General features: G+C 53.1%; 23 protein-coding genes. 13 read left to right on the forward strand and 10 right to left on the reverse strand.

Annotated features, from left to right (window positions below; all coding sequences use genetic code 11):
* Positions 1–141: 141 nt before the first annotated feature.
* The 4 genes from Q0Z71_RS09575 to Q0Z71_RS09590 form a co-directional block, all read right to left on the reverse strand.
* On the reverse strand, positions 142–642 hold the full coding sequence (locus tag Q0Z71_RS09575; RefSeq protein WP_298021532.1) for a hypothetical protein: 501 nt from the start codon (positions 640–642) through the stop codon (positions 142–144).
* Positions 643–706: 64 nt separating this feature from the next.
* Positions 707–1060: a hypothetical protein gene (locus tag Q0Z71_RS09580; RefSeq protein WP_298021535.1), complete on the reverse strand. Its 354-nt coding sequence runs from the start codon at positions 1058–1060 to the stop codon at positions 707–709.
* A gap of 97 nt (positions 1061–1157) precedes the next feature.
* On the reverse strand, positions 1158–1889 hold the full coding sequence (locus Q0Z71_RS09585; protein WP_298021538.1) for a DUF4367 domain-containing protein: 732 nt from the start codon (positions 1887–1889) through the stop codon (positions 1158–1160).
* Positions 1886–2410 carry an RNA polymerase sigma factor gene (locus Q0Z71_RS09590; protein ID WP_298021540.1) on the reverse strand — a complete coding sequence of 175 codons (525 nt, stop codon included), beginning with the start codon at positions 2408–2410 and terminating at the stop codon, positions 1886–1888. Before Q0Z71_RS09590 ends, Q0Z71_RS09585 begins: the two co-directional genes overlap by 4 nt.
* Before the next feature lie 741 nt (positions 2411–3151).
* Here Q0Z71_RS09590 and Q0Z71_RS09595 point away from each other — a divergent pair.
* Positions 3152–3415: a hypothetical protein gene (locus Q0Z71_RS09595; RefSeq protein ID WP_298021541.1), complete on the forward strand. Its 264-nt coding sequence runs from the start codon at positions 3152–3154 to the stop codon at positions 3413–3415.
* Between the two features lie 429 nt (positions 3416–3844).
* Here the strand turns inward: Q0Z71_RS09595 and Q0Z71_RS09600 are convergent, their stop codons facing one another.
* The 4 genes from Q0Z71_RS09600 to Q0Z71_RS09615 form a co-directional block, all read right to left on the reverse strand.
* Positions 3845–3976: a hypothetical protein gene (locus Q0Z71_RS09600; protein WP_298021543.1), complete on the reverse strand. Its 132-nt coding sequence runs from the start codon at positions 3974–3976 to the stop codon at positions 3845–3847.
* Positions 3977–4069: 93 nt separating this feature from the next.
* Positions 4070–4621: a sensor histidine kinase KdpD gene (locus tag Q0Z71_RS09605; RefSeq protein WP_298021544.1), complete on the reverse strand. Its 552-nt coding sequence runs from the start codon at positions 4619–4621 to the stop codon at positions 4070–4072.
* Entirely contained in the window at positions 4602–5087 is a 486-nt protein-coding gene (locus Q0Z71_RS17120; RefSeq protein ID WP_363316700.1) for a HAMP domain-containing protein, read from the reverse strand. The genes Q0Z71_RS09605 and Q0Z71_RS17120 overlap by 20 nt, the downstream gene beginning before the upstream one ends.
* Positions 5002–5385: a response regulator transcription factor gene (locus Q0Z71_RS09615; protein WP_298021548.1), complete on the reverse strand. Its 384-nt coding sequence runs from the start codon at positions 5383–5385 to the stop codon at positions 5002–5004. Before Q0Z71_RS09615 ends, Q0Z71_RS17120 begins: the two co-directional genes overlap by 86 nt.
* A 358-nt stretch (positions 5386–5743) precedes the next feature.
* Between Q0Z71_RS09615 and Q0Z71_RS09620 the strand changes: the two genes are divergently transcribed.
* The 3 genes from Q0Z71_RS09620 to Q0Z71_RS09630 are packed head-to-tail and all read left to right on the forward strand — an operon-like array spanning position 5744 to position 10335.
* Positions 5744–6670 (forward strand): hypothetical protein, encoded by a 927-nt coding sequence (locus tag Q0Z71_RS09620; protein ID WP_298021550.1) that lies wholly within the window; start codon positions 5744–5746, stop codon positions 6668–6670.
* A gap of 1 nt (position 6671) precedes the next feature.
* Positions 6672–8420: an ABC transporter ATP-binding protein gene (locus Q0Z71_RS09625; RefSeq protein ID WP_298021552.1), complete on the forward strand. Its 1749-nt coding sequence runs from the start codon at positions 6672–6674 to the stop codon at positions 8418–8420.
* Position 8421: 1 nt separating this feature from the next.
* On the forward strand, positions 8422–10335 hold the full coding sequence (locus Q0Z71_RS09630) for an ABC transporter ATP-binding protein (protein ID WP_298021618.1): 1914 nt from the start codon (positions 8422–8424) through the stop codon (positions 10333–10335).
* Positions 10336–10664: 329 nt separating this feature from the next.
* Here Q0Z71_RS09630 and Q0Z71_RS09635 read toward each other — a convergent pair whose 3' ends face one another.
* A complete protein-coding gene (locus tag Q0Z71_RS09635; RefSeq protein WP_298021555.1) occupies positions 10665–11852 on the reverse strand; it encodes a S1C family serine protease in 1188 nt (395 codons plus the stop codon).
* 255 nt (positions 11853–12107) lie between these two features.
* A complete protein-coding gene (locus Q0Z71_RS09640) occupies positions 12108–12725 on the reverse strand; it encodes a peptidylprolyl isomerase (RefSeq protein WP_298021558.1) in 618 nt (205 codons plus the stop codon).
* A 344-nt stretch (positions 12726–13069) separates the two neighbouring features.
* On the opposite strand from Q0Z71_RS09640, the gene Q0Z71_RS09645 reads away from it, so the two are divergent.
* From Q0Z71_RS09645 to Q0Z71_RS09685, 9 genes are all read left to right on the forward strand, one after another.
* Entirely contained in the window at positions 13070–13747 is a 678-nt protein-coding gene (locus Q0Z71_RS09645) for a response regulator transcription factor (protein ID WP_298021562.1), read from the forward strand.
* Positions 13741–14955, forward strand: a complete 1215-nt coding sequence (locus tag Q0Z71_RS09650; RefSeq protein ID WP_298021566.1) for a cell wall metabolism sensor histidine kinase WalK — start codon at positions 13741–13743, stop codon at positions 14953–14955. The genes Q0Z71_RS09645 and Q0Z71_RS09650 overlap by 7 nt, the downstream gene beginning before the upstream one ends.
* Before the next feature lie 350 nt (positions 14956–15305).
* On the forward strand, positions 15306–16313 hold the full coding sequence (locus Q0Z71_RS09655) for an ABC transporter ATP-binding protein (protein ID WP_298021569.1): 1008 nt from the start codon (positions 15306–15308) through the stop codon (positions 16311–16313).
* On the forward strand, positions 16310–17173 hold the full coding sequence (locus Q0Z71_RS09660; protein ID WP_298021572.1) for an ABC transporter permease: 864 nt from the start codon (positions 16310–16312) through the stop codon (positions 17171–17173). The genes Q0Z71_RS09655 and Q0Z71_RS09660 overlap by 4 nt, the downstream gene beginning before the upstream one ends.
* Positions 17173–18636, forward strand: a complete 1464-nt coding sequence (locus Q0Z71_RS09665) for a GldG family protein (protein WP_298021576.1) — start codon at positions 17173–17175, stop codon at positions 18634–18636. The genes Q0Z71_RS09660 and Q0Z71_RS09665 overlap by 1 nt, the downstream gene beginning before the upstream one ends.
* Positions 18623–20047: a DUF4340 domain-containing protein gene (locus Q0Z71_RS09670; RefSeq protein ID WP_298021579.1), complete on the forward strand. Its 1425-nt coding sequence runs from the start codon at positions 18623–18625 to the stop codon at positions 20045–20047. Before Q0Z71_RS09665 ends, Q0Z71_RS09670 begins: the two co-directional genes overlap by 14 nt.
* 251 nt (positions 20048–20298) lie before the next feature.
* Complete coding sequence (locus Q0Z71_RS09675) at positions 20299–21141, forward strand: tyrosine-type recombinase/integrase (protein ID WP_298021582.1); 843 nt, start codon at positions 20299–20301, stop codon at positions 21139–21141.
* 306 nt (positions 21142–21447) lie between these two features.
* The gene (locus Q0Z71_RS09680; protein ID WP_298021586.1) at positions 21448–22764 is read left to right on the forward strand and encodes a tyrosine-type recombinase/integrase; all 1317 of its coding nucleotides are present in this window, start codon (positions 21448–21450) and stop codon (positions 22762–22764) included.
* A gap of 224 nt (positions 22765–22988) precedes the next feature.
* Entirely contained in the window at positions 22989–26117 is a 3129-nt protein-coding gene (locus tag Q0Z71_RS09685; RefSeq protein ID WP_298021589.1) for an S-layer homology domain-containing protein, read from the forward strand.
* The last annotated feature ends 281 nt before the right edge of the window (positions 26118–26398 follow it).

Consider the following 26398-nt stretch of genomic DNA (forward strand, 5'->3'; position numbering starts at 1 on the left):
CAACGCAGTTGAAACGGAGCTTGTGCTCCTTTTCAACTGCGTTGACTATATCAATACAGCAATCCTCATAGCAATCCTCGCAATCCTCATCAGAAGTGGATGCCGCAAAATAATTATCCGTTTCTATGGGACGAACAGCAGTCACTTCTTCATCGCTTCCATTTCCGCAATTGTCAGATTGCTGCGTTCAATATAGAAAGAACCGATCTCGTTTCCCTGAAAATCATACAGGGGGACATAGTAAGAATCGGGCTGAGAAAGCTGCCAGGCAAGGGCCTCTTCCGGTGTCTGACAGACCGCCGAAGAATCAAGCTCACTGGTTCGAACATATCCCTTCTGTCCATCTGTTCCGATTGCTGCCATCAGATCCGGTTCCTGCCCCACTTCAATTGCCATCAGCCCATTTCCATAGGTCTCTCCATGAATGTTTTTAGGGAAATTCCCATTGACAAGAGCGGTTTGTTCAATTAATACAGAATATGCAGTATACGAGTGGTTCCCAGTTCCATAGAATTTCATTGTATCGGAATTGTACTCATCATCCATGCGCGAGAGGGGACTTTCCCCAGCAGCAAACGCGGTAACGCCAAGACACATGCACATTACCAGCACCAACGCCAAACTCAGCAGTTTCTTTTTCATATATGTTCCTTTCTATGGCACATTTTTGAGACGTCTATACAGGCCCCGCTGCCTGCTTTTTTACCTACGGGCAAGTCGCTGTGGTGGAAACGGACGGTTTCGCAGTTCCGTTGATGGAGTAGGTCAGCGTAAGCGTATAGCTTTTACCGCTCTTAACCGTGCATTCTCCGGAAATAAAGACACTGTCTTTCCCGGAATCGCTCCAGGAATCCACATAAGTTGATCCTTGGTAAAGTGTCAGCGTTGCCTCCACCTTATCACTAGGATTTCCGCATTTACAGTCTGCATAGCAAAAAGCGGTTGTTCCGTTGAAGGACAGAACAGGTTTAAAAGCAGCTCCCCGCGATTCTATTGCCTGGGCGCTCATAGTGAGTGCCAGAACAAGCAGAACAGTCAGTGCTAAAACACGTCTTTTCATAAATGTCACCTCCTTCCACATTTTATAACAGGATTTATGTTCCTATTATGCAAATGCAGAAGGAGGCGTAATTCTCACATCATTTTTGTATAATATTTTATTTCTTCGTTTTTACCAAAGAAACGCTCTCAGCTATATGCAAAATGGTATCTTTATCGAATGCGGCATGCACATCGAATTGGAGATTCTTATCCGGGTCAATCCAGGTAACTGTGCTATCAGACAGTTCTGGATTTCTTGCCAAATATAATTGTCCCTTCATACCGTTTACTGTAACAGGGAAGACTTCCGCGTCCTCTATGGCATAATCGCTGGCAGAGCCCTGCTGCATATAAATATAGGCCAGATATATGAATTGTGCATTTTCATCATTTTCATTTCGATACCCAATCCTGACGTAGGATGGACACTCCACCCGCCGCGCCTCGTCTTCAACATATCCCTCCGGCAGCTCAGTAATCTCATATCGCGGCATTTCTCCGGCAATCGGTTCTCCCGAATACCTGTATGTGATATGTGTCGCGTACCACTCCGTGACCCAGCGCACCACAGCGGCCCGCACCGTTGGACTGACCGCCATAAGGCTGCCAAAGCTCAGGGAGAACACCAGCAGAACCACGGCGATACGCTGGAGCGCTTTCTTCCATACCGGCCGCGCCCTTTTGCGTGCCCATCCCAGGGGATCTGTCAGCATGGCCGTCACCTGGCGCTGATACCGGGCGGACGCTTCAAAGGCTGGTTTGGCCCCTGATTCCTCATCCTCCCATTTGAGTTTAACAGCGTCCAGCAAAACACGCCGCATCATACGATCCAGTTCTATATCCGTCATATGCAAAACCCTTCTCTCTTCGCGATTTCCCGCAGCAGCGCCCGCCCCCGGCTGGCCCGTGTACTAACTGCCGATCTTGAGATGCCGAGTTTCCTGGCGGCCTCCTGATCTCCATAGCCCAAAAGGAGCTTCAACTCCAGCACGGCGCGGTATGTCTCCGGCAGCTTGGAAAACAGTCTTACCAGTTCCTGGTAGTCCGTTACGTTCTCCGCTTCCGCGGCAAAGCTATCCCAGTCCTCCAGCGGAACGGTCCGCTTGTTCCGCCGCAGGATCATGATCGCTTCGTTCTTCACTATAGAAATGATCCAAAAGAGCAAATTCTCACAAGGAATTTCAGGAATTTTTTCAAAATGCCGGATTATTTGCACGAATGCATTCTGAACCGCATCTTCGGCATCACATTGCTCTTTCAGGATGCGCATAGCTGTCCGCTCCATTTGGGCATGATACTGCTCATAGATCTCTACAAATTTCTGTCTGTCCTCGCCGCTCTCTAACGCAGCCAACAGAACCGCCAGCATAATACCACCTCCCTTGTCCCTATAAATTTTGATAATCACCCAGTATATAAATGCGTCAGAAGCCCGATCTCTCACAGAGTTTTGAAAAAAATTTTATGCCGGAAACAGTTTAAAACCGCGCAGTTTCCGTCTGCAAAATGTGCCGCATAAACAGAAAAGACAGATTGGAGATTATACACTTCCGACCTGTCTCTTCTTTTAAAGCTCCTCAAACCGTTTCCGCAGCTCTTCGCCATTAAGCTCTCCCTGCTCCAATATCCTCATTGCTTCCGCGACAGCGGCCGGCCCTCTGGATGCGCTGCTTTCATCGTACCAGATGAAAAAACATAAATCAATCACAGAAGGGCAACGTTGAAAATCGGGAACCGCATCGTGGTGCCAAAGGAAAACTCATTTTATAGCGTCTTTGGCCTCACGTTTGATTCTGGGAAACCGCCCGCACTGCAGGCGGTTGTGTCTGACATGGCGGCGTTTATTTCCCACCGGGTCAGAGCATCCAGACGCAGTGGAAAACAGCTCTCACCCTTTTGCTTCAATGATATTGCATCAGCGCCTTGATACAGGCAGGTTTGCTCTGTGTGTGACCTCATTTTGCCTCTTCTTCCCTGAGGCCGGTGAATTTCTATGCAGACTGCCTGACTGGACAGGAGACCGGCATCCTTCCCACGGTTTACTATCCGGCAATATGTTCAAACAAACTAGCCACACTAATAGCATCTATATACTGGAGAGGAGCCTTTTATGGCAGTATCCTACAGAGGCGCTGCCGCGTTCGGCATGGTGCATATACCGGTGGGCCGCTACACGGCCACCCAGGATAACGGTATCCACTTCAATCAGCTCATATCCGATAAAGAATCGGCGTTTGCCCAATCACGTTCAGTTTGGCAAACACTTCTGATGTGGGCTGTGGTATCCTTACCATTGCCAGGAATACGGTCAGTAAATGTTTTCTTTCTCTCTTTACCAGGGGTGGCCCGCTGGGAAACAGGCCGCCCCTGGTAAAGCATTCGGAGCCTGTTTCAGCAGACTTCGTTAGGGCTGCCCATATGGGCGGCTTTTTTGTTTAGCAGAGCGAATTTCAGTACCACTTATCTTGAAGCTGAGAAAGAGACTGCCTTAAACATATTCTCCGGTCAAGGATTTCCCATGATTCTGATCCACCCGGATAGCGCTGTAATCAGCAGCGGGTTTGCTGCTGGAAAGAGGATATAATCCGTCATTTTATTTGTGAAATTTCAGAAACATTTCAGCGCAGCTTGCTATAATCTGCTCAAAAGGCGGCAAACAGAAGATTTAACAGTTTTCATAAAATTTATGATAAAATTTGCAGTGGGTTTCAAGCAGAGAGATGATTGTATCACTGCCAAAACGAAGCGACCGCACTTCGTTTTTTTATATAAATTCTTCTTCATCTTTCCTCTCTTTTCTTTTTTAGGTAATATGCCAACCTTCGGTGCAGCGGACACCGTAAAAGGCGGCGGCCCTCACCACCACGGTGAGGGCCTTTTCCATTGTCAGGCGGACAATAAAGGAGATGGATTGTCCGTCTTTCTTGTTTTTCACAGCGGCCAACGCTTGAAGGGTACGGCAGCATAGAATGCAACCAACGAATTTATAAAAACGAGGGAAATCGCACAGCAACTCCCTCGTTTTGACTTAACGCTGCCGATCGAGCGGCAGAGAGATATGAAAGGTCGTTCCGACTTGCTCTGCACTCTCCACCGTGATCTGCCCCCCGCATAAGTGGACGATGCGCTGAACCAGCGGAGGCCTCAATCCGTTTCCGGCCGATTTGTGCGCCGGATCACCTTGAAAGAACTTATCAAAAATATGCTCCAGTGTATGCTGGCTCATACCGATACCCTTATCGGAGATCGAAACTTCGATCCAACTTGCCCGCTGTGAGGCGGAGACCCTGATCGTACCGCCAGGCTCACTGAACTTGATGGCGTTTCCTATCAGATTCAGCCAGACATGGGACATCATCTCTTCATTTCCGTTGTATTGCAAGGGTGCCAGATCTATATCAAATGAAAGGTTCTTTGCCTCCCATTGGTTTTCCAGCAGAAGGATACAGCGTCTGATCTGTTCATCCAACTCATATTGCCGGCTGTCCCAGACAATCTCTTGATTTTCATATTTGCTCAACAGAAGAATGTTGGAGGATAGGTCAGCCAGCCGTTCCGACTCACTGATAATGTAGTCCAAATAATCCTGGCGCTGTGCTTCTCTCAAATCGTTTTGACGCAGCCGTTTGGCAAATCCCCGATACGATCGGCGTCTTGAATTCATGGGAGAAGTTGTTGATGAAATCGTTTCGCATCAACTCGGTACCTTCCAGCTCTGCTGTCACTTGATTAAAGCTATGAAGCAGTTCGAGGATCTCCCCCTCTCCCTCCTCTACCACGCGGATGCTGTAATCCCCTTTTGAAATAGACTTGGTCGCTGCGATCATGTCCGGAAAAGGCTTTGCTGTCGGCTTGCTGATAAGACCGGATAGGGGGATCGCAATGAGGGTTGTCAGGGTCAGAGGAATCAAGGGGCTGAAAGCGGATGTTGCCGCGGGAATCCCTTGAAAAAATAGAAACCTAGGAGAACAGCTTATACAGCAGTAAAAACTCTTTCTGCGGCAGCTCCATGCTTTGGCCGTTATGGACCACTGACATGGAATCATACAGCAGCTCCGTCTGCCCCATTGCCAGCTTGCGCTCCGCCGATATTTTGGAACGCCTGAGAAGCGCCGCTATCCGAAGAAGCATCTCTTCCTCATCCGCCGGTTTTGTCATATAGTCATCCACGCCCAGACGAAATCCGTGTTTTTTATCCTCCTGTGCCACCTTTGCGGTGATCATCAGGATGGGCAGGATGTAATCGGCATCCCGGAGCTGTTTGGTAAGGGTATACCCATCCATATTCGGTATCATAACATCCATGATGATCAGATCGATATGCTTGTGATCCAGGATCTCCAAAGCCTCCAGACCGTCTTTGGCTGAAGCAGGGTCGTACCCGCTGTCTGCTAAGACATCCTCATAAGACGGCGTATCCCCTTGTCGTCCTCCACAATCAAGATCCGAACCATAGACATTCCCTCCCCAAAACAGGTTTTTCAACATCTGCCACAGGACAGGCCCGGGTCTTACGAAGCGCCCGGTCTTCCCCGACATGACAGCTTAACAAACAAAATAATTTTACCATGTTCACATCAACTCTTCATCAACTTTTCGTAAATCAGTCCATGGGGCGGTTGATATTCCGTTTATCTTTCGTGACGGTGAGTTGATATTTCCCTGCTATCATACGCACGATTTCAGAAAAGGAGGGGATCTATTGCTCAAACTCCAAAATATCAGCAAGACTGTTTCAATAGGCGGCAGACGTGTCATTGCCGCGCAGAATATTGACCTTGCTTTTTCTAAAAAAGGCTTTGTGATCATGTACGGAGATATGACCTGCTGTGCTGCCTTGATGCATATCATCGGCGGCGCGGAGCCTGAATTTCGGGGTGAGGTCCAATATAACGATATTGTGGCCTTAGACGGATGCAGCGAAGATTGGCAGGCATACTGCCGAAGATCGGCAGCGTTGATTGACCGGGATATCACACTGCTTTCCCGACTGACCGTATCTGAAAATCTGAAGCTGGCCTTACGTGCCTCCGCGTATGCAAAAAGTGGTTGGCCAGGACGGCTGGAGGAGTTGATTCAACGGTTTCATCTGGAGGCATGGAGGCAAAGCCTGCCCCATGAACTGCCGATCTCCGTACATCGCTTTGCCACGATCGCGTGTGCGCTGGCAAAGGACCCTGACATCCTTTTGCTTAACCAGATCCAGGATGAAATTGGAACGGTGGGGCAGAGCGCGCTCTACGCTTTGCTCAAGGAGCTGGCCAAAGACCGGCTCATTATCCTGTCTACCCCGTATTCTTCGCTGTCGGATACAGCGGCGGACCGCTTTATAGAATTTGACCATGCCCGGCTCTCCAGCGACACCGGGCCGCGATATCTATACACGATCTCAGAAATAAGCACGGGAAAGACGCGGAAACGCCGTCCTGGCTCTGCGGCGCTTCTGCTTCGTTTGGCTGCTGTTTTAGTGCGGGAGAAGGACCGGGGGGCCGCCTATCAGACTCTGCGGATGATGGGATTTTCGGAAAGCGTCTTACACAGGGCGGCGCTTCTGTATAAAAGCGTCACGCTGCTGATATGCGGGCTGATCGCCGCGCTGTGTTTGTTCATTTGGCAAGGAGGAAACTGATATGATCAGACGATTGATCCAGAGCATCAAGGAATATAAAAGGGAAACCATCAAAACACCGGTCTTTGTGGCGTTAGAGGCCGTGATGGAGATCATCATCCCCTTGCTGATGGCCGACCTGATCGACTACGGGATCGACGCAGGGGAGATCCATGTGGTGGTGAAGTACGGCGCTGCGCTTTTGATCGCTACCCTGATGGAGCTTTTCGTGGGTTCGCTGGCAGGAAGAAGCGCGGCCATTGCCTCCAGCGGCTTTGCCCGCAATTTGCGCCGGGATATGTATTACAATGTACAGGAATTTTCGTTTTCAAACATCGATAAATTTTCCACATCCAGCATTGTCACCCGGCTGACAACGGACGTGACCAATGTGCAGCAGGCATTCCAGATGATCATACGCATGGCCTTCCGCGCGCCGCTGATGATCGTATTTGCGTTGATTGTCTCATTCCGAATCCACGCCGGTATCTCACTGGTGTTTCTGGCCTGCATCCCGGTTCTCGGCACTGGGCTTTTCCTCATCATGCGAAAAGCCCATCCGATCTTCGAGCGGGTGTTCCGGACTTATGACCGGCTGAACAATGTGGTGCAGGAAAACCTCCGCGGCATCCGTGTGGTAAAAAGCTTTATCCGGGAAGATCACGAGAAAAAGAAGTTCTCCGATATCTCAGGGGATATTTGCACCGACTTTATATCGGCGGAAAAAACGCTGGCCTTCAATATGCCCTTGATGCAGCTTTGCATGTATAGCTGTATGCTGCTGATCTCCTGGTTTGGGGCCAGAGTTCTCGTTTCCAGCGGAGGTACTGAACTGACGACCGGTCAGCTGATGAGCCTGCTCACCTATGCGACCCAGATCCTGATGAGTCTGATGCTGCTGTCTATGGTCTTTGTCATGATCACGATGTCCCGGGCCTCCGCCCAGAGGATCGCGGAGATCCTGGAGGAGAAAAGCGACCTGAGCAGTCCGGCAGGACCTGTGGTGCTGTACCAAGTCCCCAATGGGGAGATCCGCTTCGACCATGTGGACTTCAGCTACTCTCAAAACATGGACCGTCTCTGTCTGAAGGACATATCCCTGACCATCCGCTCCGGGGAAACCATCGGTATCATCGGGGGGACCGGCTCCTCAAAATCCAGTCTGGTCCAGCTCATCCCCCGTCTGTATGATGCCACCAGAGGAACCGTATCGGTTGGCGGCGCCGATGTCCGACAATATGATTTGGACACGTTGCGAAATGCGGTCGCCATGGTCTTGCAGAAAAACGTGCTGTTCTCCGGCACGATCAAAGAGAACCTCCGCTGGGGCAGCGAACATGCCACAGATGAGGAATTGATCCATGCCTGCCAGCTGGCCCAGGCGGACGGATTTATCCAAAGTTTTCCCGACGGATATGACACCTATATTGAACAAGGCGGAACGAATGTGTCCGGCGGGCAAAAGCAGCGACTGTGCATCGCCCGCGCGCTGCTGAAAAAGCCGAAAATACTGATCCTGGATGACTCCACCAGCGCGGTGGACACCAAAACCGACGCGATGATCCGAAAAGCGATGGCTGAGGAGATCCCTGACACCACAAAGATCATCATTGCCCAGCGCGTGGCCTCCGTACAGGACGCGGATCAGATCATTGTGATGGAACATGGCTGTATCTCCGCCATTGGCAAGCACGAGGAATTGCTGCAAAGCAGTTCCATTTATCGCGAGGTCTACGAATCCCAAAGCAAAGGAAGTGATTCTGATGAATAAGATGGCGATGGAGAAGGAAAAAACCGGCCGGGGCATGGAGAAGGCCAATCGGCAGACGGTAAAGCGCCTGCTGCGCTATCTGAAGGCATACCGCCTGCGGTTTGCACTGGTCCTGCTTTGTATCCTGATCAGCGCCATGGCCAGCGTATGCGCTTCCCTCTTTATCCAAACACTGATCGACGACTATATCGCGCCGCTGCTGTTGGAGTCTGTACCGGATTACAGCGGCCTGCTGCGGGCAATCGGAACGATGGCGGCGGTGTATCTTACCGGTGTTTGCGCCACATTGCTTTACAACCGCCTGATGGTCACCATCGCCCAGGGCATTTTGAAACAGATCCGTGATCAGATGTTTGAGCGGATGCAGGCGCTTCCGATTCGGTATTTTGATACCCACTCTCACGGCGATGTCATGAGCCATTATACCAATGACACGGATACGCTTCGCCAGATGCTGGCTCAAAGCATTCCGCAGGTGTTTTCTTCCATTGTCACCATCATCACGGTTTTCCTTTCTATGCTCTATCTAAGTGCCTACCTGACCGGGATCGTGGTGCTGTTTGTGATATTGATGATGCAGCTGGTCAAAAAGATTGCTGGGTCCAGCGGGAAGTTCTTTGTCCGGCAGCAGGCCGCACTGGGTGATGTGAATGGCTATATTGAGGAAATGATCCATGGTCAGAAGGTGGTAAAAGTATTCTGCCACGAGGAAAAGGCCAAAGCGCAGTTTGATGTCAAGAATGATCTGCTGTGCGATGATGCTTCCTCCGCGAATGCTTACGCAAATGTTCTTCTTCCGGTGACATATTCTCTGGGATACACCTTGTATGTTCTGGTCGCCCTGGTGGGCGCGTTTATGGCCATCGCCGGAACAAGGAACCTGAGCCTGGCCGGTATGAGCGTGGTGACACTGGGGATGATCTCCTCTTTCCTTCAGCTGACACGCAGCTTTGTCAATCCCATCGGGCAGGTGTCGCAGCAATTCAACTCCATCGTCATGGCGCTGGCCGGTGCCTCCCGAATCTTTGAACTGATGGACGAGGAGCCGGAGACAGACGAGGGTTATGTGACGCTGGTACGTGCGAAATTGGAAGATGGCACCTGGAAAGAAACAGGCGGCAAAGACGGTGCCTGGGTCTGGAAGCATCCCCATGGCGACGGCTCTCTGACCTATACCCAGATGCGGGGCGAAGTCCGCTTCTACGATGTTGATTTTGCCTATGAGGAGGGAAAACCAGTCCTCCACAATATCACTTTGTATGCCGAGCCGGGGCAAAAAGTCGCGTTTGTGGGGGCCACAGGCGCGGGAAAGACCACCATAACCAATCTGATCAACCGTTTTTACGACATTGCCGATGGAAAGGTGCGGTATGACGGCATCAATATCAACAAGATCAAGAAAGCCGACCTGCGGCGCAGCCTTGGCGTCGTTCTTCAGGATGTGAACTTGTTTACCGGAACCGTTATGGAGAACATCCGCTATGGCAGACTGGACGCTACGGACGAGGAATGTGTTGCTGCCGCAAAGCTGGCCAATGCCCATGATTTTATTGAGATGCTTCCCCAGGGCTACCAGACGGTTTTATCCGGTGACGGCGGCGGACTGTCTCAGGGACAGCGGCAGCTTCTGTCGATTGCCCGCGCGGCAGTCGCTGATCCCCCGGTGATGATCCTGGATGAAGCCACATCCTCGATTGACACCCGGACCGAGGCCATCGTGCAGCGGGGCATGGACGCTTTGATGGAGGGCCGGACGGTTTTTGTCATTGCCCATCGGCTGTCCACGGTGAAGAACTCCGATGTGATCATGGTACTGGATCACGGCCGCATCATTGAGCGCGGGACTCACGATAAACTGATTGGCGAGAAGGGGACCTACTACCAGCTGTACACTGGTGCGTTTGAATTGGAGTAATGCGATGGAATTCAGTGATGCCGCGGCTTTGGGACTAGCGATTGCCGCACTGATTATTTTTGAGATCTGGCTGTACTTTTATAAAAAGAAGCACCGGTGATAGAGGGGAGAAACTGTTTGAGGAAACGGATGCGGTTTCCCAGACCGCAAAAAAGCAAGCGGTTGCGGCAAATGAGCCGCAACTGCTTGCTTCAAGCTCCTATGTGCAGGGTTATATTGCTCCGTGATCTTCATGGAAATCACGACAAGGTGGCCCTTCAGAGCGATGGACCATGGCTGCCAGTCAGCTCCATTTCAGCGCAGAGTTACCCTGTATCCATGCTGTCTTCCTAATACCCGAACCCCCAGGGGAGCTTTTGCGTGCTCTGCTGCTGCGCTGAGGAACCGGAAGTATTCTGTTCTCCCAACGCAGACTGTTCTTTCTCTATCACGGTAACAGTCAGGTCCAGTGTAGTTCCCTGGCGGTAGACGGTTAAATTCAGCTTACTGCCTGCCGAGCATTTTTGAACGATGTGGGCGAATTCGCCGGTCTGGGTGACAGCGGTGCCGTTTACCCTGGTGATAATGTCATTCTCTTTTATACCGGCCTTTTGGGCAGGACTGCCGTCTGCAACACGGTTTACCACGATGCCTTTGGGAAGCCCATACCGCATCATTTCGCCGCTGACAGCGCTGACAGAGATGCCAATATAGGGCTTCACGATATATCCATGATCGATGATGCTCCGCACGATCTCCAGAATGCTGTTGATGGGGATGGCGAATCCGATGTTGTCAACGGATGCTTCTCCGGAAGAATTGCTGGAATACTTGGCGTTGGTGATGCCGATGACCTCGCCATACAAGTTGTAGAGAGGCCCGCCGGAGTTGCCCGAATTGATGGCGCAGTCTGTCTGGATCAGATCCATGGTGGTTTTGCTGGAGAGCGTGACCTTTCGATCCAAAGCGCTGATGACACCATGGGTCAGGGAGAACGTCAGTTCGCCCAGTAGGTTGCCGATCGCCACCACACTGCTTCCGACCTTTAAGTCGTCGGAATCGCCGATGGTCACAGCCGCTAAACCGGACGCATTTACTTTTAAGACAGCGACATCGTTGCTCTCGTCAAATCCGATCAGTTCCGCAGTATAGGATGTACCGTCGTACATGGTCGCTGTGATGCTGGCGGCACTCTCGATCACATGGTGGTTTGTCAGGATATAGCCGTCCTCTGTCAAAATGAAGCCGGAGCCGGAGGCGGCGGCTTGGGTACGAACGCCAAAAGAATTGGTGGTTGTAATGGATGTGGTGATGCCTACCACGGAATTGACATTGGTTTCATATACCTCTGAGCAGCTCATCTCCCGCCTCGAACCCGTCATGGCAACGGTGGTAACATCGTAAGGATGCTCCTCCGCACTTGCCGAAATAGCGATTTGCCCGCCAGAATCCTGCCGGCGGCCCAGATACGCCATACCGCCGGCGCCTGCCGCTCCGCCCAGCAGAGAGCAGCACAGCGCCAAAGCGATCATCCGCATACCGGAATATCTGCTTGGGCGCTTGGCTGAAGGGGCTGTATCATTTACAGACTCTTGAAAATGATCAAGGTACCGATCATTGGATTCGTTTCTCATCGCAGGCCATGCTCCTTCTCAATTAAAATGCCGCCGTTCATTTTCCTTGACAATAACAGCCGGCGCTGAATACATGCTGAAAAATCATGTAACATTTACTTGTGAATATAAGGAACTCCGCAAACGGCTGTGATCTGTTAAAGCAATCGGGATACACAGTCATTCCCGGATGGTAACAGAGGTGATGACAGGCTGCTTTGCCTTGGCAATGGTCCCGTTGCCGTCCAGGGACTCGGCGTCGGCGCAGATTTGATCCACCACGTCCATTCCATCGATCACATACCCAAAAACCGCGTAACTCCCATCCAGGTACGTGCTGTCCTGCTGCACGATGAAAAACTGTGAGCTGGCACTGTCATATGCCTCTGAGCGGGCCATGGAGATGGCCCCTCTTGTATGGGACAGGTGGTTTTGCACCCCGTTTTTCTCGAATTCTCCTGCGATGCACTGTTCGGAACCGCCGGTCCCGTCACCGTTTGGATCACCGCCCTGGATCATATAACCATCAATGATGCGGTGAAATGTCAGCCCATCATAAAAACCGCATTGGGCCAGCGACACAAAGTTTTCAACGGTTTGAGGCGCGGCGTTTTGATCCAGGGCCACCGTGATGGTCCCATAGTCCGCCACGACGATATCTGCGTATCGGTGATCGGCCCCCAGAAGCCTCATTTTGAAAGCACAGAGCACCGCTGTGACGGCAATGAGCACGGTCATGGCCACAGGCACCCAGGGCCTTTCTGCCGCTTGCGTGGATGCATATTTCTGAAATTTCATTTAGATCCGACCTTTCAAGTCAACGGCATCGTCGTCTTGCGCGCAGTCCAACGAATGAACTGCGCGCAAGTGAAAGTGCCAAGGAATGTATTGCATACGGCATTTTTGCAAAGCCCGCCGTCGCCTCATCCGTGACGGCTGCCACGGCATCGGCGGGAAAGTGCCCTATGCGCGGTGCAGTACGCGGCGTGTACTGACAATTGCTCCTGACGAGATCAGCATAGCGCTATTTACTGAACCGGTGCTGAAACCAGAGGAAAAAACAATCCCATTATTTTTCAGCCGCCTTTCAGCACAGCATGGTAGGATCGAAAAAACTCAATATGACAGATCAGGTGAATGCTATGAAAATTTTGGTGGTGGAAGACGAAAGGATGCTGGCGGACTCCATTAAAAATTTACTGGAGTCCAAGGGCTTTATCGTGGAAGCCGTATATGACGGAGAGGATGGGGCGGAGTATGCGCTTCTCGGCATCTACGATCTGCTGATTTTGGATGTTATGATGCCCAAGATGAATGGATATCAGGTGGCGAAGGAGGTGCGTGCGAAGCGCTGTGCCACGCCGATCCTGATGCTGACGGCGAAATCGGAGCTGGAGGATCGTATTGAGGGCCTCAATGCCGGCGCGGACTATTACCTGACCAAGCCCTTCAATACCCGGGAGCTGCTGGCCTGCATCAACGCCCTGCTCCGCCGCCAGGGAGACCAGGTGGATGAGATGACATTTGGAAATACATCTTTGGATCTGGGGACTTCCCTGCTGATATGCGGTGAAAACAAAGTGCGGCTGTCCGCAAAAGAATTTGACGTTATGCGGTGCCTGCTTCAAGCAAAGGGAAGGAACCTGCCCAAGGAGACGATCCTCGCCAGAGTGTGGGGCTATGATTCCAACGCGACGGAAAACCATGTGGAGGTCTATGTGGGCTTCCTGCGGAAGAAGCTCACCAGCATCGGCTCCAATATAAGGATCGAGTCCATCCGGAGATTAGGCTATCACCTGGAGGTAGACACGGGATGCTGAGGCGGCTGCGTATCAAATTCATCTGTATCAATATGGCGATCGTGACCATCATGCTGGCGGTTATTTTGGGCCTGGTTTTGCATTTTGCAAGCCAGAATATGGAGCAGCAAAGCATACGGATGATGCAGGCCATCGCCATGAATCCGTTTCAGCTGGGGCGGCCCAACGAGCTGCCAGATGAAGTACGGCTGCCCTATTTCATCCTTCAGATCGGTCCCAACGGCGAACTGGAGACGGTTGGCGGCGGATATTATGATCTCTCTGATGGAGCATTTCTGAGGAGCCTGATCGACACCGTCGTCTCTTCCGGAAAGCAGACAGGGCTGATAAAGGAGTATCAGCTGCGGTTTTGCCGGATCGTGACTCCCGTGAGTCAACGGTTGGTCTTTACCGATATTTCCAGCGAACAGAGCACCATGGACAGCCTGCTGAAAACCTGTGTCCTGATCGGCGGCGTCAGTTTTCTGGTGTTCCTGCTGATCAGCCTGTTTCTTGCCCGCTGGGCCGTAGGGCCGGTGGCGAAGGCATGGGCCCAGCAGCGGCAGTTTGTAGCCGACGCTTCCCACGAGCTGAAAACGCCTTTGACCGTGATCCTCACCAACGCCGAGCTGCTGAATGACCGGAGCTGCGGCGAGACAGCCAGGCAGCGGTCCGCCCAGAGCATCCTCACCATGTCCGTTCGGATGCGGGAATTGGTGGAGCAGCTGTTGTGTTTGGCCCGGCTCGACAGCGGCGCGGCGCAGGTCGCTTTTTCCAGGGTAGATATCAGCAAAGTGGCGTCAGACGTCCTCCTTCCCTTCGAACCGCTGTTTTTTGAAAAGGGCTTGGAGTTGAGCAGCCAGGTGGAAGACGGCCTGACTGTGGAGGGCAGCGAAGCACATCTGCGCCAGGTAATGGAGATCCTGCTGGATAACGCGCAGAAATACGCTGTCGGACCAAGCTGTGTGTCCATGACCCTGTGCCGGAAGGGCAGAAACCATTGTTTGTTCAGCGTTTCCAATCATGGAGAGGCGATTTCCAGAGAGGATCTTCAAAATATTTTCAAGCGGTTTTATCGGGCGGATAAGGTTCGCACCGCAGGCCACAGCTACGGGCTGGGATTGGCGATCGCCTCCGGTATTGTGGAGGCGCATCACGGAAAGATTTGGGCAGAGAGTGCGGATGGGGTCAATACGTTCTATGTGAGGCTGCCATCGGCGGCGTTATGAAGTGCGGAGAAACAGCCGGAGGCGTGCTGCCTCTGGCTGTTTTGATATAGTCGGCACAGTTGAAAAGACTCCAAAAGAGTCTTTTCAATGCAATGCTGCTGTGCAACATTGCGGGCCGCATATGCGGCCCTCTGTGCCTGACTTCATAGGAAACGCACACGCGCTTTGCGCGTCGGCGGACCATCGGTCCGCCAGTTGAAAAGGAGCTTATACTCCTTTTCAACTGCGTTGACTATATGAGAAAGCCTGGATTTTTCAGCACTGCTTCAGCGTCCGGTGTTATGGTTGGTTCCGGTAGGAAACGGGATCTGCCTATTGCAAGATCCCGATTGAAACAAGGAGGCCAAGCTATGATATCAGTTGAACACCTGACCAAGTGCTATGGTGATTTCACGGCGGTGGAGGACCTGTCCTTTGAGATCGGAGAGGGCCATGTATATGGCTTTCTGGGTCCCAATGGCGCCGGCAAATCCACTACCATGAACATCATGACCGGGTGCCTGTCGGCAACCGCGGGCCATGTGCGGATCGATGGGTACGACATCTTTGACGAGCCGGACAAGGCGAAAAAACTCATCGGGTATCTACCCGAGCATCCTCCGCTGTACATGAACGAGACCCCTGTGGAATATCTGACATTTGTGGGAGAGGCCAAGGGCCTGCGCGGGGAGGAGCTCAGGCAGCAGATCGAGAAGGTCATTGCGATGGCCGGGATCGAACACATGAAGCACCGCCGCATCTCCGCACTGTCAAAGGGCTATAAACAGCGGGTGGGCATTGCCCAGGCGCTGCTGGGCAGCCCCAGGGTCATCATTTTGGATGAACCGACCGTTGGCCTCGATCCCATTCAGATCATCGAGATCCGAGACCTGATCAAAGAACTGGGACAGAGCCATACCGTCATTTTCAGCTCTCATATCCTCTCTGAGGTACAGGCGATCTGCGACCAGATCCTGATGATCGCCCATGGGAAGCTGGTGGCCTTTGACGAACCGAAAAATCTGGAGAAGCAGCTCCTTTCATCCAATGAGATCGTTCTGGTCACAGACGCGGCGGGAGACCAGCTGGACCAGATCCTCTCGCAGGTCGGGCAGATCACAGCGGTGTCTGTTGGAGCCGCGGAGGAGCGGCGGACCACCGCCCATATCAAAACAGACTGCCGGGATATATACGACCTGTCCCGTGCGATTTTCCTTGCTTTCGCAAAGAGCGATCATGTGATCCTGGAGATGAGCCTGAAAAAAGGAAACCTGGAGGACGTCTTTATCGAGCTGACAGAGGCCGCTTCCGATGGGATCGCCCCGGGTGAAAGTGATGATGCCGGCGAAGCCGGAGAAAGCGAGGTGGGGAAAGCATGATCGCGGTATTGAAGCATGAATTGAGAAGCTATTTTCATTCCCTGACCGCCTATGTATTCGGGGCGTTTCTGCTTGCGTTTATTGGGATCGGCTCCCTGATCTACAACCTCCAGGCGGCAGTCAGCAATTTTGAGTTCGTCCTCAGCTTCGGCTGTCTGGTCTTTGTGGTCATCGTGCCCATCCTGACCATGCGCGTCATCGCCGAGGAGCGCAGGCAGAAGACCGACCAGCTCCTGTATTCCCTTCCCATCACCACCACGCAGGTGATTTTGGGAAAATATTTCGCGCTGCTGGCCGTCTATCTGGTTCCGCTGGCCATCATTAGCCTGTATCCGCTGCTGTTCTCCCAGTACGGCGAAGTGTACCTGCTGACCTCTTACGGCTCTATCCTGGCCTTTTTCATCATGGGTGCGGCGCTGATCGCCCTGGGCGTGTTCATTTCCTCTCTGACGGACAACCAGGGCTTTGCCGCGGGCATCGGGATCGCGGTGATCCTGCTTAACTATTACAGCGTCAGTCTTTCCGAGAGCGTCTCCTCCACCGCCTTTGGCAGCTTAGCGGCGCTGGCAGTGCTCATCATTGTTTTGTGGTTCGTGATCCGTTATCTGACGAAAAATGAGCCTCTGGCCTGGGGCATCTGTCTGGTGTTGTATGCGCTCATAATGATCACCGCCTGGCTGGATGATACAAGGTTTGAAGGACTGCTGCCGGCCATTATGACAAAGCTCTCGCTGTTTGAACGGTTCTATGTGTTTGTGAACGGCGTTTTTGATATGACGGGCATCGTTTACTATGCTTCCGTCATCATCTTCTTCCTGTTTTTGTCGATCCAGTCCCTTGAGAAACGGAGGTATAACTGATGAAAAAAATAGCAGCCCTTTTCTCTTCCGGGAATGGTCCGGTGAACCGTCAGGCCTTGCGCGGCGGCTCCTATTCTCTGGCTATGAGCGCCGTGGTGCTTGCCATTTTGGTCGTTGTGAATATCTTTGCCTCCGCGCTGCCTGCGGCGGCGACAAAATACGACATCAGTTCCTCCAAGCTCTATTCCATCACCAGCAATACCAAGGTAGTGGTCAATGCCCTGGAGCAGGATGTGACCATCTACTGGATCGTTCAGTCCGGCCAGGAGGATGATGTGATCGAAAACCTCCTGAGCAAATATGAAAGCCTCTCCGACCACATTGAGGTGGTCAAGAAAAACCCCGATGTATATCCCACCTTTGCGGAGCAGTATACCAGTGAAACTGTGCAGAACAACAGTCTGGTCGTGGAGTGTGGGGACAAGAGCCGGTATATCAGCATACAGGACGTCTATTTGGGCGAGGCAAATATGTATACCGGGACTTATAATACGACTGATTTTGACGGCGAGGGCGCCATCACCTCCGCCATCGACTATGTGGTCAGCGAGGAGTATCCCCGCCTGTACCTCTTGGAAGGCCATGGAGAGAGTGAGCTGCCCGGCACCTTCCGGGATCAGGTGGAGAAGGAGAATATCGAAATTGCGGCCCTGTCCCTTCAGACTGCGGGCAGCATTCCGGAGGACGCGGACTGCGTGATGATCTACGCCCCTTCCAGCGATATCTCTGAGGAGGAGGCACAGCTTTTGGCGGACTATGTTTCCGGCGGCGGAAAGCTGCTGGCCTGCGCCGGTCCTACGCAGGAGCAAAATGTGCTGGAAAATCTGTACAGCCTGCTGTCTGCCTATGGCGTAGAGGCGGAGGATGGCGTTGTGGTGGAGGGCAGCCAGGACCATTATTCCGCCTTCTATGGCCCCGCCCTGCTGCTGCCGGAGATGAACAGCAGCGACATCACCGATTCCCTGATCGACGCCAATTACATCGCGGTCATGCCCGTTGCGCTGGGCCTTCAGGTGACGGGTGACACCAGCGCGGGCACTGTCACGGAGCTGCTCACCACCTCTTACCTTGCCTTCAGCAAAGCGTCAGGCTACGCCATGACCTCTTATGAGTACGAGGAGGGAGACACCGAGGGACCCTTTGCCCTGGCGGTTTCCATCGAAGATTACAGCGGCGGCCAGATCGTCTGGTTTACCTCCTCTTCTTTCCTGGAGGACAGCTACAACGCTCTGTCCTCCGGAGCCAACGGAGACCTGACCATGAACGCCCTGGCCTCCCTGATCGGTGAGTCGGAGGCCATGGCGATCCGCAGCAAGTCCTTGAATTACAATTATCTGACCATCAGTGATTCGGTCTCCTCTCTGCTGAAAGTGCTGATGATCGGCGTGTTCCCGCTGGCCTATCTGGGGATCGGGATCGGTGTGATCATGAAACGGAAGAAGGTGCAAAATGAAGCGGTCTAAACGGCTTTCCGTACTGCTGGGTATTCTGGTCGTCGCCTGTATCGCGACCTTTGCGGTAATGCAGATGGAAGAGAAGAAAGAACAAATCAAAAACAGCGGGGAAATCGTGCTGGAAGTGCCCAGCGGCGATGTGCAGTCCCTAAACTGGGAATACGGAGGCGCAAGCCTCGCATTCCACAAGGACGGGACGTGGCTCTACGACGATGACGAGGCATTTCCCGTGGATGAGGATAAGATCCACGATCTGCTGGAGCAGTTCGAGTCCTTTGGCGTTTCCTTCATCATTGAAGAGGTCACGGATCTCGGCCTGTATGGCCTGGATGATCCGATCTGTACCATTCAGTTTGCCACGGAAGAACGATCCTATGAGATCACGCTGGGCGATTACAGCCATATGGACTCGGAACGCTATGTCTCTATTGGGGATGGCAATGTGTATCTGGCAAAGGTCGATCCGCTGGAGACCTTCGATGTTGTCCTGCGGGATATGATCCGCCATGACAGAGGCCTTTCTTACGACAGGGTCTCCCAAATCAGGTTTGCGGGCGCGGAGAATTACAGCATTTTCTATGAGGAGGATAACGCCGCCGCGTATAGCGCCGAGGATGTCTATTTTACCACGCAGTCAGGCAATCCGGTGCCTCTGGACAGCGGCAGAGTGGACACCTATCTGGAAAACCTCGCCCTGCTGGATCTCAGCAGCTATGTGACCTACAACGCCACGGAGGAAGACCTCTCCGCATTTGGCCTGGATTCGCCGGAGCTGACCATCACAGTGGACTGCACCACCCAGGATGCAGACGGCAAAGAGGTCTCCGATTCCTTTACCCTGTCCGTCAGCCGTGACCCGGAGGAACTGGCCGCCCTTGCAGAGGCTGATGAGGCCGACGAAACCGATGAAGAAGACGAGGAGGCGTTCACCGCCTATGCCCAGGTCGGGGAATCCCAGATCGTCTACCAGATCTCGGAATATGATTATAACAATCTCATGGCGGCTTCCTTCAACCAGCTGCGCCACCGGGAGGTGCTGCCCGCTGACTTTACGGATGTCTATCAAGTGGATATCTCTCTGGAGGGGGCGGCGTATACCATGACCGCCGATGGTGAGGATGATGACCGTGTCTGGAAATACGAAGAGGAAGAAATCGAAATAGCCGGATTCCAGGATGCCCTGGAACATATCAGCGCGGAATATTCGGATAGCTTTACGACGGAAAGACCGTCCGGCAGAAAAGAGATCAGCCTGACGCTCCATCTGGATCATGAGACCTATCCGACTTTGGAGATCGCACTCTATCGTTATGACGGCAGTGATTGTCTCGCCACGGTGGATGGCAAGCCCTTCGCCCTGATCAGCCGCTCGGATGTGGTGGAACTGATCGAGTCGGTGAACGCGATCGTTTTGAATTGACCTGAACAAGCAAAAGCCGGTACACAAGAACGTGTACCGGCTTTTGCTTTTTATCCGAGGGACTGAACAGGCAGCGGGATGCACATTCCATTTCTCAGTCCCGCCAACTATAAATGATAACGTTGACTTGACGCATCTGATCCTGGATTGATATGTTGTTCGCTCGGAGGGAAGGACGATCGGTTGGGACTGACTGACAGACATGAACGCCCGGGAGCGGGTGGACTCAACTTTCACAGAGGAGGATTTCGATGGAACGATCGATCTCTGAAAACCACATACAGGAATATGCGCATTTTTTGACCTGTGAGGAAAAATGCCAAAGTACAGTGGAGAAATATCTGCGTGATATCCATGCCTTTCGCCGCTGGCTGGGGGAGCGGCCGGCCGCGAAAGAGGCTGTGATCGCGTGGAAGGCGTATTTGCTGGAAAAGCACTACGCACCGGCTACGATCAATTCCATGCTGGCGGCACTGAATGCCTTTTTCCATTTTATGAATTGGGAGGACTGCCGTGTAAAGAGCCTGCGCTTCCAAAGAAAGGTGTTTCGGGAGCAGGCGCTGGAACTCAGCCGGGAGGACTATGAACGGCTGGTGAACACGGCGTATGCCCTGGGAAAAGAGCGTCTGGGGCTTCTGATGGAGACGATCTGCGCCACAGGCATACGGGTCAGCGAGCTGCGCTACATCACGGCGGAGGCAGTCCGGCAGGGGCGCGCGGAGATTTCCCTCAAGGGAAAGATCCGGGTCATCCTGCTGCCTGGGAAGCTGTGCCGGAAATTGTGGAAATATGCGCGGCAGCAAAAAAACACCTCCGGGGAGGTGTTTGTCACAAAACGAGGTGGAAGCCTTTCGAGAAAACAGATCTGGTCCGAGATGAAATGGCTGTGCCAAAAAGCGGATGTGGATGCGAAAAAGGTGTTTCCCCATAATCTGCGGCACCTGTTCGCAAGGACATTTTACCGGACGTATAAGGATATTGCGAAGTTGGCGGACGTGCTGGGACACAGCAGCATTGAGACGACACGGATCTATCTGCGGACCTCCGGGCAGGAACACCGCAGGCAGATCAACCGCCTGCGCCTGGTGCTTTAGACAAAATAATTGTTTCGTCAAGGAGGGCTGATATTACATAGTTTAGAATCGATGCGCTGTTATTTTAGCATGATTCAGGCGTTTTTGCAAGTCATGATCCCGGCTTTGCAGGATCGGGCGCTGAAGTATGACCGGCCGGTTGAACTCTGAGCAGGCGGCCTTTTTTGTTATGCGCGCTAAGCCCCGTGTTTTTTTGAAACACGGGGCTTAGCGCGTTGACTGGCATTTTTGTGGGAGCGGAAGGACGTCTGTTGAGGACCAAACAATTATTTTGTCATGAGTATGGGCCGATGGATGGAGGTCTTCATGACACAGACGATCAACCGGCCTGATGAAACCGCAATGAGACGCCTACTGACTGAAAATCCGGACAACACCATTGGGATCATTCTGAGATTGGCATGGCTCCAGGGCATGGCCCGGGAGGAGATCTGCAATTTGACCTGGGCGGATATCTCCATGGAAAAGAACCTGATCCTATTGGGCGACCGCAGTATCCCTTTGGCGGAGGAGACGCGGGAATGCATCCTTCGGCGTATCCGCAGATACGGGAGACTGTCTCCGTATGTGGTGATTTCTGAGAAATACCAGGACCAGATGGCCCCCGGGTCTGTCTCGCGGGTGGTCCGCAAGGCTCTGGACAAGGAGGGGCTGCGGACCGTGCGTCTGCTGGATCTGCGGCACGACTATATCATCCGCCAGATGGCGACGCATAGCTGGGCGTATGTGATCCGGGTCTCCGGCCTGTCGGTAGGAACTTTTCAGGCCACCTACGCAAAGCTGAATATCCATAAGCGGATGAAAACAGAGAAGCTGACCAAAGAAAACGGAGAATACGATATGTGGAAGATTTTGCAGGAAAACAGGAGCTCCATGGAGGGGATCGCCCTGTGGCTTCGGTGGCAGATGGATCTTCAGCTGACCGAGCTGGCAGAGCTCACCTGGGACCAGGTGGATTTCCAGGCAAACGTCCTGCGCTTGAAAAACAGGACCTTGCCGCTTGCCGTCGCCGTGCGGGACATTCTGGAAAAGGAACAGGCGCGCCGCGGGCCAAAGGATGATCCGCATGTGCTGCTTACGCCGAATACAAGAAGGCCTGTGGATGTTGCCCGTTTATCGAAAGCCATGCGGACAGTTCTGATCTGCGGCAACATAGAAACGGTGTCCATCCGGAATCTGCACGGCACGATGCAGAAGGACCTGGATAAAGAGCGGATCATGCAGCTGGCGCGGGCCAAGGGGAGCCTGGTGCGGGGAGAGGTGATGGAGACCCTTCAGATCTCCTCCTCCATGGCGCATGACCGCTTAAGGGAACTGGTGGAAGCGGGAAAACTGGTAAAGGTCCTGTCCACATATTATCTGCCGGGGACAACCGTGCCGGAGGAGCGGCAGGAAGCTGTGATCGTTCAATACCTGCGGGAGAATAAAACCGGCTATCTGGTGGAATTTGCAAAGCTGCTGGGGCTGAAAGAGCGGCAGTGCGGACGTATTTTGAAAAAGCTGGCGCTTGACGGAAAAGTGGTAAAAAAGGGAGCGGCCTACACGCTGCCGAATCGTGTTTACAGGATGAAAGCGGCCAAGCCTGTTGTTCAGCAGCCAGACTATTCCCTGCCGCCAAAGTGACGATTTTATACTGGTAAATGGAGCGTTTGCCGCCAGTGTGACACTTGCGTTAAAAGGCCCCCCAAAACGTGGACAATGCCGGATTTTGCAGCTAAATTAGCCTTGCAGGAGCGCCAAAGCCCTTGATGCTCCGCTGCCGTACACAGGTGGCTAGCGGTGGCGGCAGCGGAAGCGCCAAAGAGCGGGCGGCGTGCGTGCAAAATTCAAAAGGAGGAAAAACCCATATGAAAAAGTTCCTTTCGCTGGTCCTTTCGCTGGTGATGGTCATGTCCCTGATCACCGTCAGCGCCGGGGCCAAGGAGTTCACGGACGACGAGAACATCACTTATGATGAAGCCGTTGCCGTGGTCTCCGAACTGGGGATCGTGGACGGCTATGAAGACGGCTCCTTCGGTCCCACCAACACCCTGACCCGCGGCGCGGCCGCCAAGATCATCTGCAACCTGATCCTCGGTCCCACCACCGCCGAGGCGCTGACCGCGGATACCGCGCCATTCGTCGATGTGCCCACCAGCAACACGTTTTCCGGGTACATTGCCTACTGCTCTCAGCAGGGCATCATCTCCGGCTACGCCGACGGCACGTTCCGTCCCTCCGCTTCCCTGACCGGCTATGCCTTTATGAAGATGCTGCTGGGTGCGTTGGGCTATGACGCGGCCATTGAGGGCTATACCGGCTCCAACTGGTCTATCGCCGTTGCGAAGCAGGCCAAGAGCATTGAACTGGATGACGGGAATGAAGACTTTCTCGGCACCACTGCGGTCACCCGCCAGGAGGCCTGCCTGTATGCCTTCAACACCTTGAAAGCCACCATGGTGGAGTATGACAGCAAGACCACGGTCGAGATCAACGGCGCCACGGTCAACGTCGGCGGCGGCGACGCGAAGGAAGTCGCCAACACGACTTCCAGCGACGGCAATATCAATAAGGATAAGCTGATGCAGTTCGCTGAGAAGTACTTCACCAATCTGAAGAAGTCCAACACCTCCAATGACGATCTGGGCCGTCCCGCCGTGGAGTGGAAGAACAAGTCCACCACCATCGGCACCTATGCGGACTCCGCCAACCTGAAGGCCACCTATACCGCAGGCGTTGACAGGGACGATCTGTACTCCCTGCTGGGCAAGACCCTGGTGGAGGACATTGAAGATGGGGACGCCTATCTGGAGGTCTACACAGACGGCGTTGAGACGGATGATGAGATCGATGATCTGGCCGTCAAGAGCAGCTCTGCCGACGCCGGCGATTCCGGCAACGGCGTTCTGACAGAAGTCTATGTGGACGATGCTTACGGCGATGACGAGGACGAGACCATGGTCACTGTGGTGTTCATCAATACCTACCTGGTCCAGGCATCCTCGGATTACAACTCCAGCAAGGAGAGCCTGTCCATCTCCTTCATCGATGAAAATGGCTCTTCACAGCCCAGCGGCTTCCCCTCCACCATCGACCAGGACGATTTTGACGTCTCCGGCTTTGAGGAGGACGACTACATCCTGGTGACCTGGTCCAAGGATGCCAGAGAGATCCAGTCCGTGGCGGCTGCCGAGACGCTGACCGGCGAGGTTACCACCTATAAGGAGAGCAGCAACGTCTCCATCGACGATACCAAGTACAGCTACAATAAGATCGTGACCGGCGACGGCAAGGCCTCGGAATTCACCGTCGGCGAGGAGGCCACGCTGATTCTGGACTCCTATGGCTATATCCTCTATGTGGATGAGGCCGTCACCTCCGGCAACTATGTCTACATCCAGGACTTCGCCACCACCAGCGGCCTAAACAAGAAGGCCATCGCCGCCGCCTACTTCACCGACGGCACCTATGACGAGATCACCGTTAAAAAGGTCGTAACTGAGGATGAGGATCTGACCAGTGCCTCTGAGATCAACAATAATGCTGAGATCGGCTGGTACACCTACTCCTCCAACAGCTCTGACGAGTACACGCTGAAGTATGTGGGCAAGAACAGCAGCAAGTATTCCAGCGACATTGAGAAATATACTGCCGAAAATGGCGCTACTACTATGGACGGCGTCATCACCAACGGCAAGGTCAAGTTCCTGACGGACGCCGAAGGCACGGCTGTGGACATCAGAGCCAACAGCTCCACTGTGTTCCTGGTGCTGGATGAGGATGACGATGTGAACGTGTATGAGGGTATCTCCGACGTGCCCGACATCGACATCATCCTGGAAGAGGACGAGAACGCCTACGTGGGCTATATTGAAAAGGGTGGTTACGCCATCTATGTCTTTGTCGATCTGAGCGAGGCTGATATCAGCGGCATCGACGAGGTGGGCGGCAGCAGCACCGACTATATGTTTGTCCTGGGCAGCCTGGGCAAGCTCATCAAGAACAAGGACGACAGCAACTACTATGAGGTGGATGTGATCCGCGAGGACGCTGTGACCACTGTCAAGATCGACGAGGATGCTGGCGATGATATCGAAGAGGGCGTCCTGTACAACAAGGTCAAGACCAACTCCGAGGACCATGTCACCTCCGCTAAGGAGATCGATGACGACAAGGGCGACCAGGTTGTTCAAACTAGCATCAAAGCTGATGGCGAGAACGAGGAGAATCGCATCGATTACAGCAGCGGCACGCTGGAACTGGCCGGCGAGTCCTATGTCCTGGGCAGCGACTGTGTGATCCACCTGATCGTGGATGACGGTGCCGCCGATCTGCTGGATGATGAAGATGCCGATTATGAGACCTATCTGAACATCTCCGGCCGCTCCCTGGAGGGCTATCTGAACGGCTATGATTATGAGTATGACTTCTATGCTGTTCTGGATGACGACGACAGCGACACCATCGACTACCTGTGCGTCTGGATCACCGACGCCACCGCCACGGATACCAGTGATACCTTCAAGGTCACCTATGACTATCAAGAAAATGATGTCACGGTCGAAGGCGATGCCAGCGTCAAGGACGGCGACAGCCTGACCTTTACCGTGACACCCAATGATGGCGTGGAAGTGACTTCCGTCACCATCGACGGCGAGGAGCAGACCCTCACCAGCACTGGTAAGTATACCATCAAAAAGGTGACCGACGATGTGGAGATCGTGATCACCACCGAGGTGTCCGAGATGGATCTGTTCATCACCTTCAAGAATGAGAGCGATGAAAAGGTTGGTGAAGAACAGACGGCCACTGTCAGGGGCACTGGCAAAAATTATGTCACGGTAACGGCTAGTACGTATGAGGATTTACTTTCCAATCTTTCCGAGAATACGGAATATGAGTTCGTAGATAGCAATGAAAACCACAAGGTGGACTTCAAAGCTGGCGGATACGCCGAGGTCACTTTCACTGTGAAGGAAAAGGTTACCGGAAATTGATCCTGAGAAGCAGAATCCCCAAAAACACAGGCGTACTGATCAATGCGCCTGCCCCTTGATGCATCCATTTTCCGGGTGTTTGAAAGACCCCAGCCCGGTCGGTGTGTCAACGCTGAAACGCCTGGAATGGATAGGTCCCCGCTCCTTTTGGGAGCGGGGACCTTGTTCGGTTTCACACGTTGTGAACAATCTGTAAATCACTGGCTGGATCCCCCAAAAGTACAGATTTCGCGGCGGATTTTTAGCGTTATTTCAGCTTTCTCTGCTATCCTGATAGCAAT

This window comes from uncultured Dysosmobacter sp. (assembly GCF_947631635.1).
GTDB lineage: Bacteria > Bacillota > Clostridia > Oscillospirales > Oscillospiraceae > Oscillibacter.

What these genes read in the sequence shown, in the direction of transcription:
- Q0Z71_RS09575 (WP_298021532.1), bottom strand. Translation starts at nt 642, where the DNA reads ATGAAAAAGAAACTGCTGAGTTTGGCGTTGGTGCTGGTAATGTGCATG.
- Q0Z71_RS09580 (WP_298021535.1), bottom strand. Translation starts at nt 1,060, where the DNA reads ATGAAAAGACGTGTTTTAGCACTGACTGTTCTGCTTGTTCTGGCACTC.
- Q0Z71_RS09585 (WP_298021538.1), bottom strand. Translation starts at nt 1,889, where the DNA reads ATGACGGATATAGAACTGGATCGTATGATGCGGCGTGTTTTGCTGGAC.
- Q0Z71_RS09590 (WP_298021540.1), bottom strand. Translation starts at nt 2,410, where the DNA reads ATGCTGGCGGTTCTGTTGGCTGCGTTAGAGAGCGGCGAGGACAGACAG.
- Q0Z71_RS09595 (WP_298021541.1), top strand. Translation starts at nt 3,152, where the DNA reads ATGGCAGTATCCTACAGAGGCGCTGCCGCGTTCGGCATGGTGCATATA.
- Q0Z71_RS17120 (WP_363316700.1), bottom strand. Translation starts at nt 5,087, where the DNA reads ATGATTCCATGTCAGTGGTCCATAACGGCCAAAGCATGGAGCTGCCGC.
- Q0Z71_RS09625 (WP_298021552.1), top strand. Translation starts at nt 6,672, where the DNA reads ATGATCAGACGATTGATCCAGAGCATCAAGGAATATAAAAGGGAAACC.
- Q0Z71_RS09630 (WP_298021618.1), top strand. Translation starts at nt 8,422, where the DNA reads ATGGCGATGGAGAAGGAAAAAACCGGCCGGGGCATGGAGAAGGCCAAT.
- Q0Z71_RS09635 (WP_298021555.1), bottom strand. Translation starts at nt 11,852, where the DNA reads ATGCGGATGATCGCTTTGGCGCTGTGCTGCTCTCTGCTGGGCGGAGCG.
- Q0Z71_RS09640 (WP_298021558.1), bottom strand. Translation starts at nt 12,725, where the DNA reads ATGAAATTTCAGAAATATGCATCCACGCAAGCGGCAGAAAGGCCCTGG.
- Q0Z71_RS09645 (WP_298021562.1), top strand. Translation starts at nt 13,070, where the DNA reads ATGAAAATTTTGGTGGTGGAAGACGAAAGGATGCTGGCGGACTCCATT.
- Q0Z71_RS09650 (WP_298021566.1), top strand. Translation starts at nt 13,741, where the DNA reads ATGCTGAGGCGGCTGCGTATCAAATTCATCTGTATCAATATGGCGATC.
- Q0Z71_RS09655 (WP_298021569.1), top strand. Translation starts at nt 15,306, where the DNA reads ATGATATCAGTTGAACACCTGACCAAGTGCTATGGTGATTTCACGGCG.
- Q0Z71_RS09660 (WP_298021572.1), top strand. Translation starts at nt 16,310, where the DNA reads ATGATCGCGGTATTGAAGCATGAATTGAGAAGCTATTTTCATTCCCTG.
- Q0Z71_RS09665 (WP_298021576.1), top strand. Translation starts at nt 17,173, where the DNA reads ATGAAAAAAATAGCAGCCCTTTTCTCTTCCGGGAATGGTCCGGTGAAC.
- Q0Z71_RS09670 (WP_298021579.1), top strand. Translation starts at nt 18,623, where the DNA reads ATGAAGCGGTCTAAACGGCTTTCCGTACTGCTGGGTATTCTGGTCGTC.
- Q0Z71_RS09675 (WP_298021582.1), top strand. Translation starts at nt 20,299, where the DNA reads ATGGAACGATCGATCTCTGAAAACCACATACAGGAATATGCGCATTTT.
- Q0Z71_RS09680 (WP_298021586.1), top strand. Translation starts at nt 21,448, where the DNA reads ATGACACAGACGATCAACCGGCCTGATGAAACCGCAATGAGACGCCTA.
- Q0Z71_RS09685 (WP_298021589.1), top strand. Translation starts at nt 22,989, where the DNA reads ATGAAAAAGTTCCTTTCGCTGGTCCTTTCGCTGGTGATGGTCATGTCC.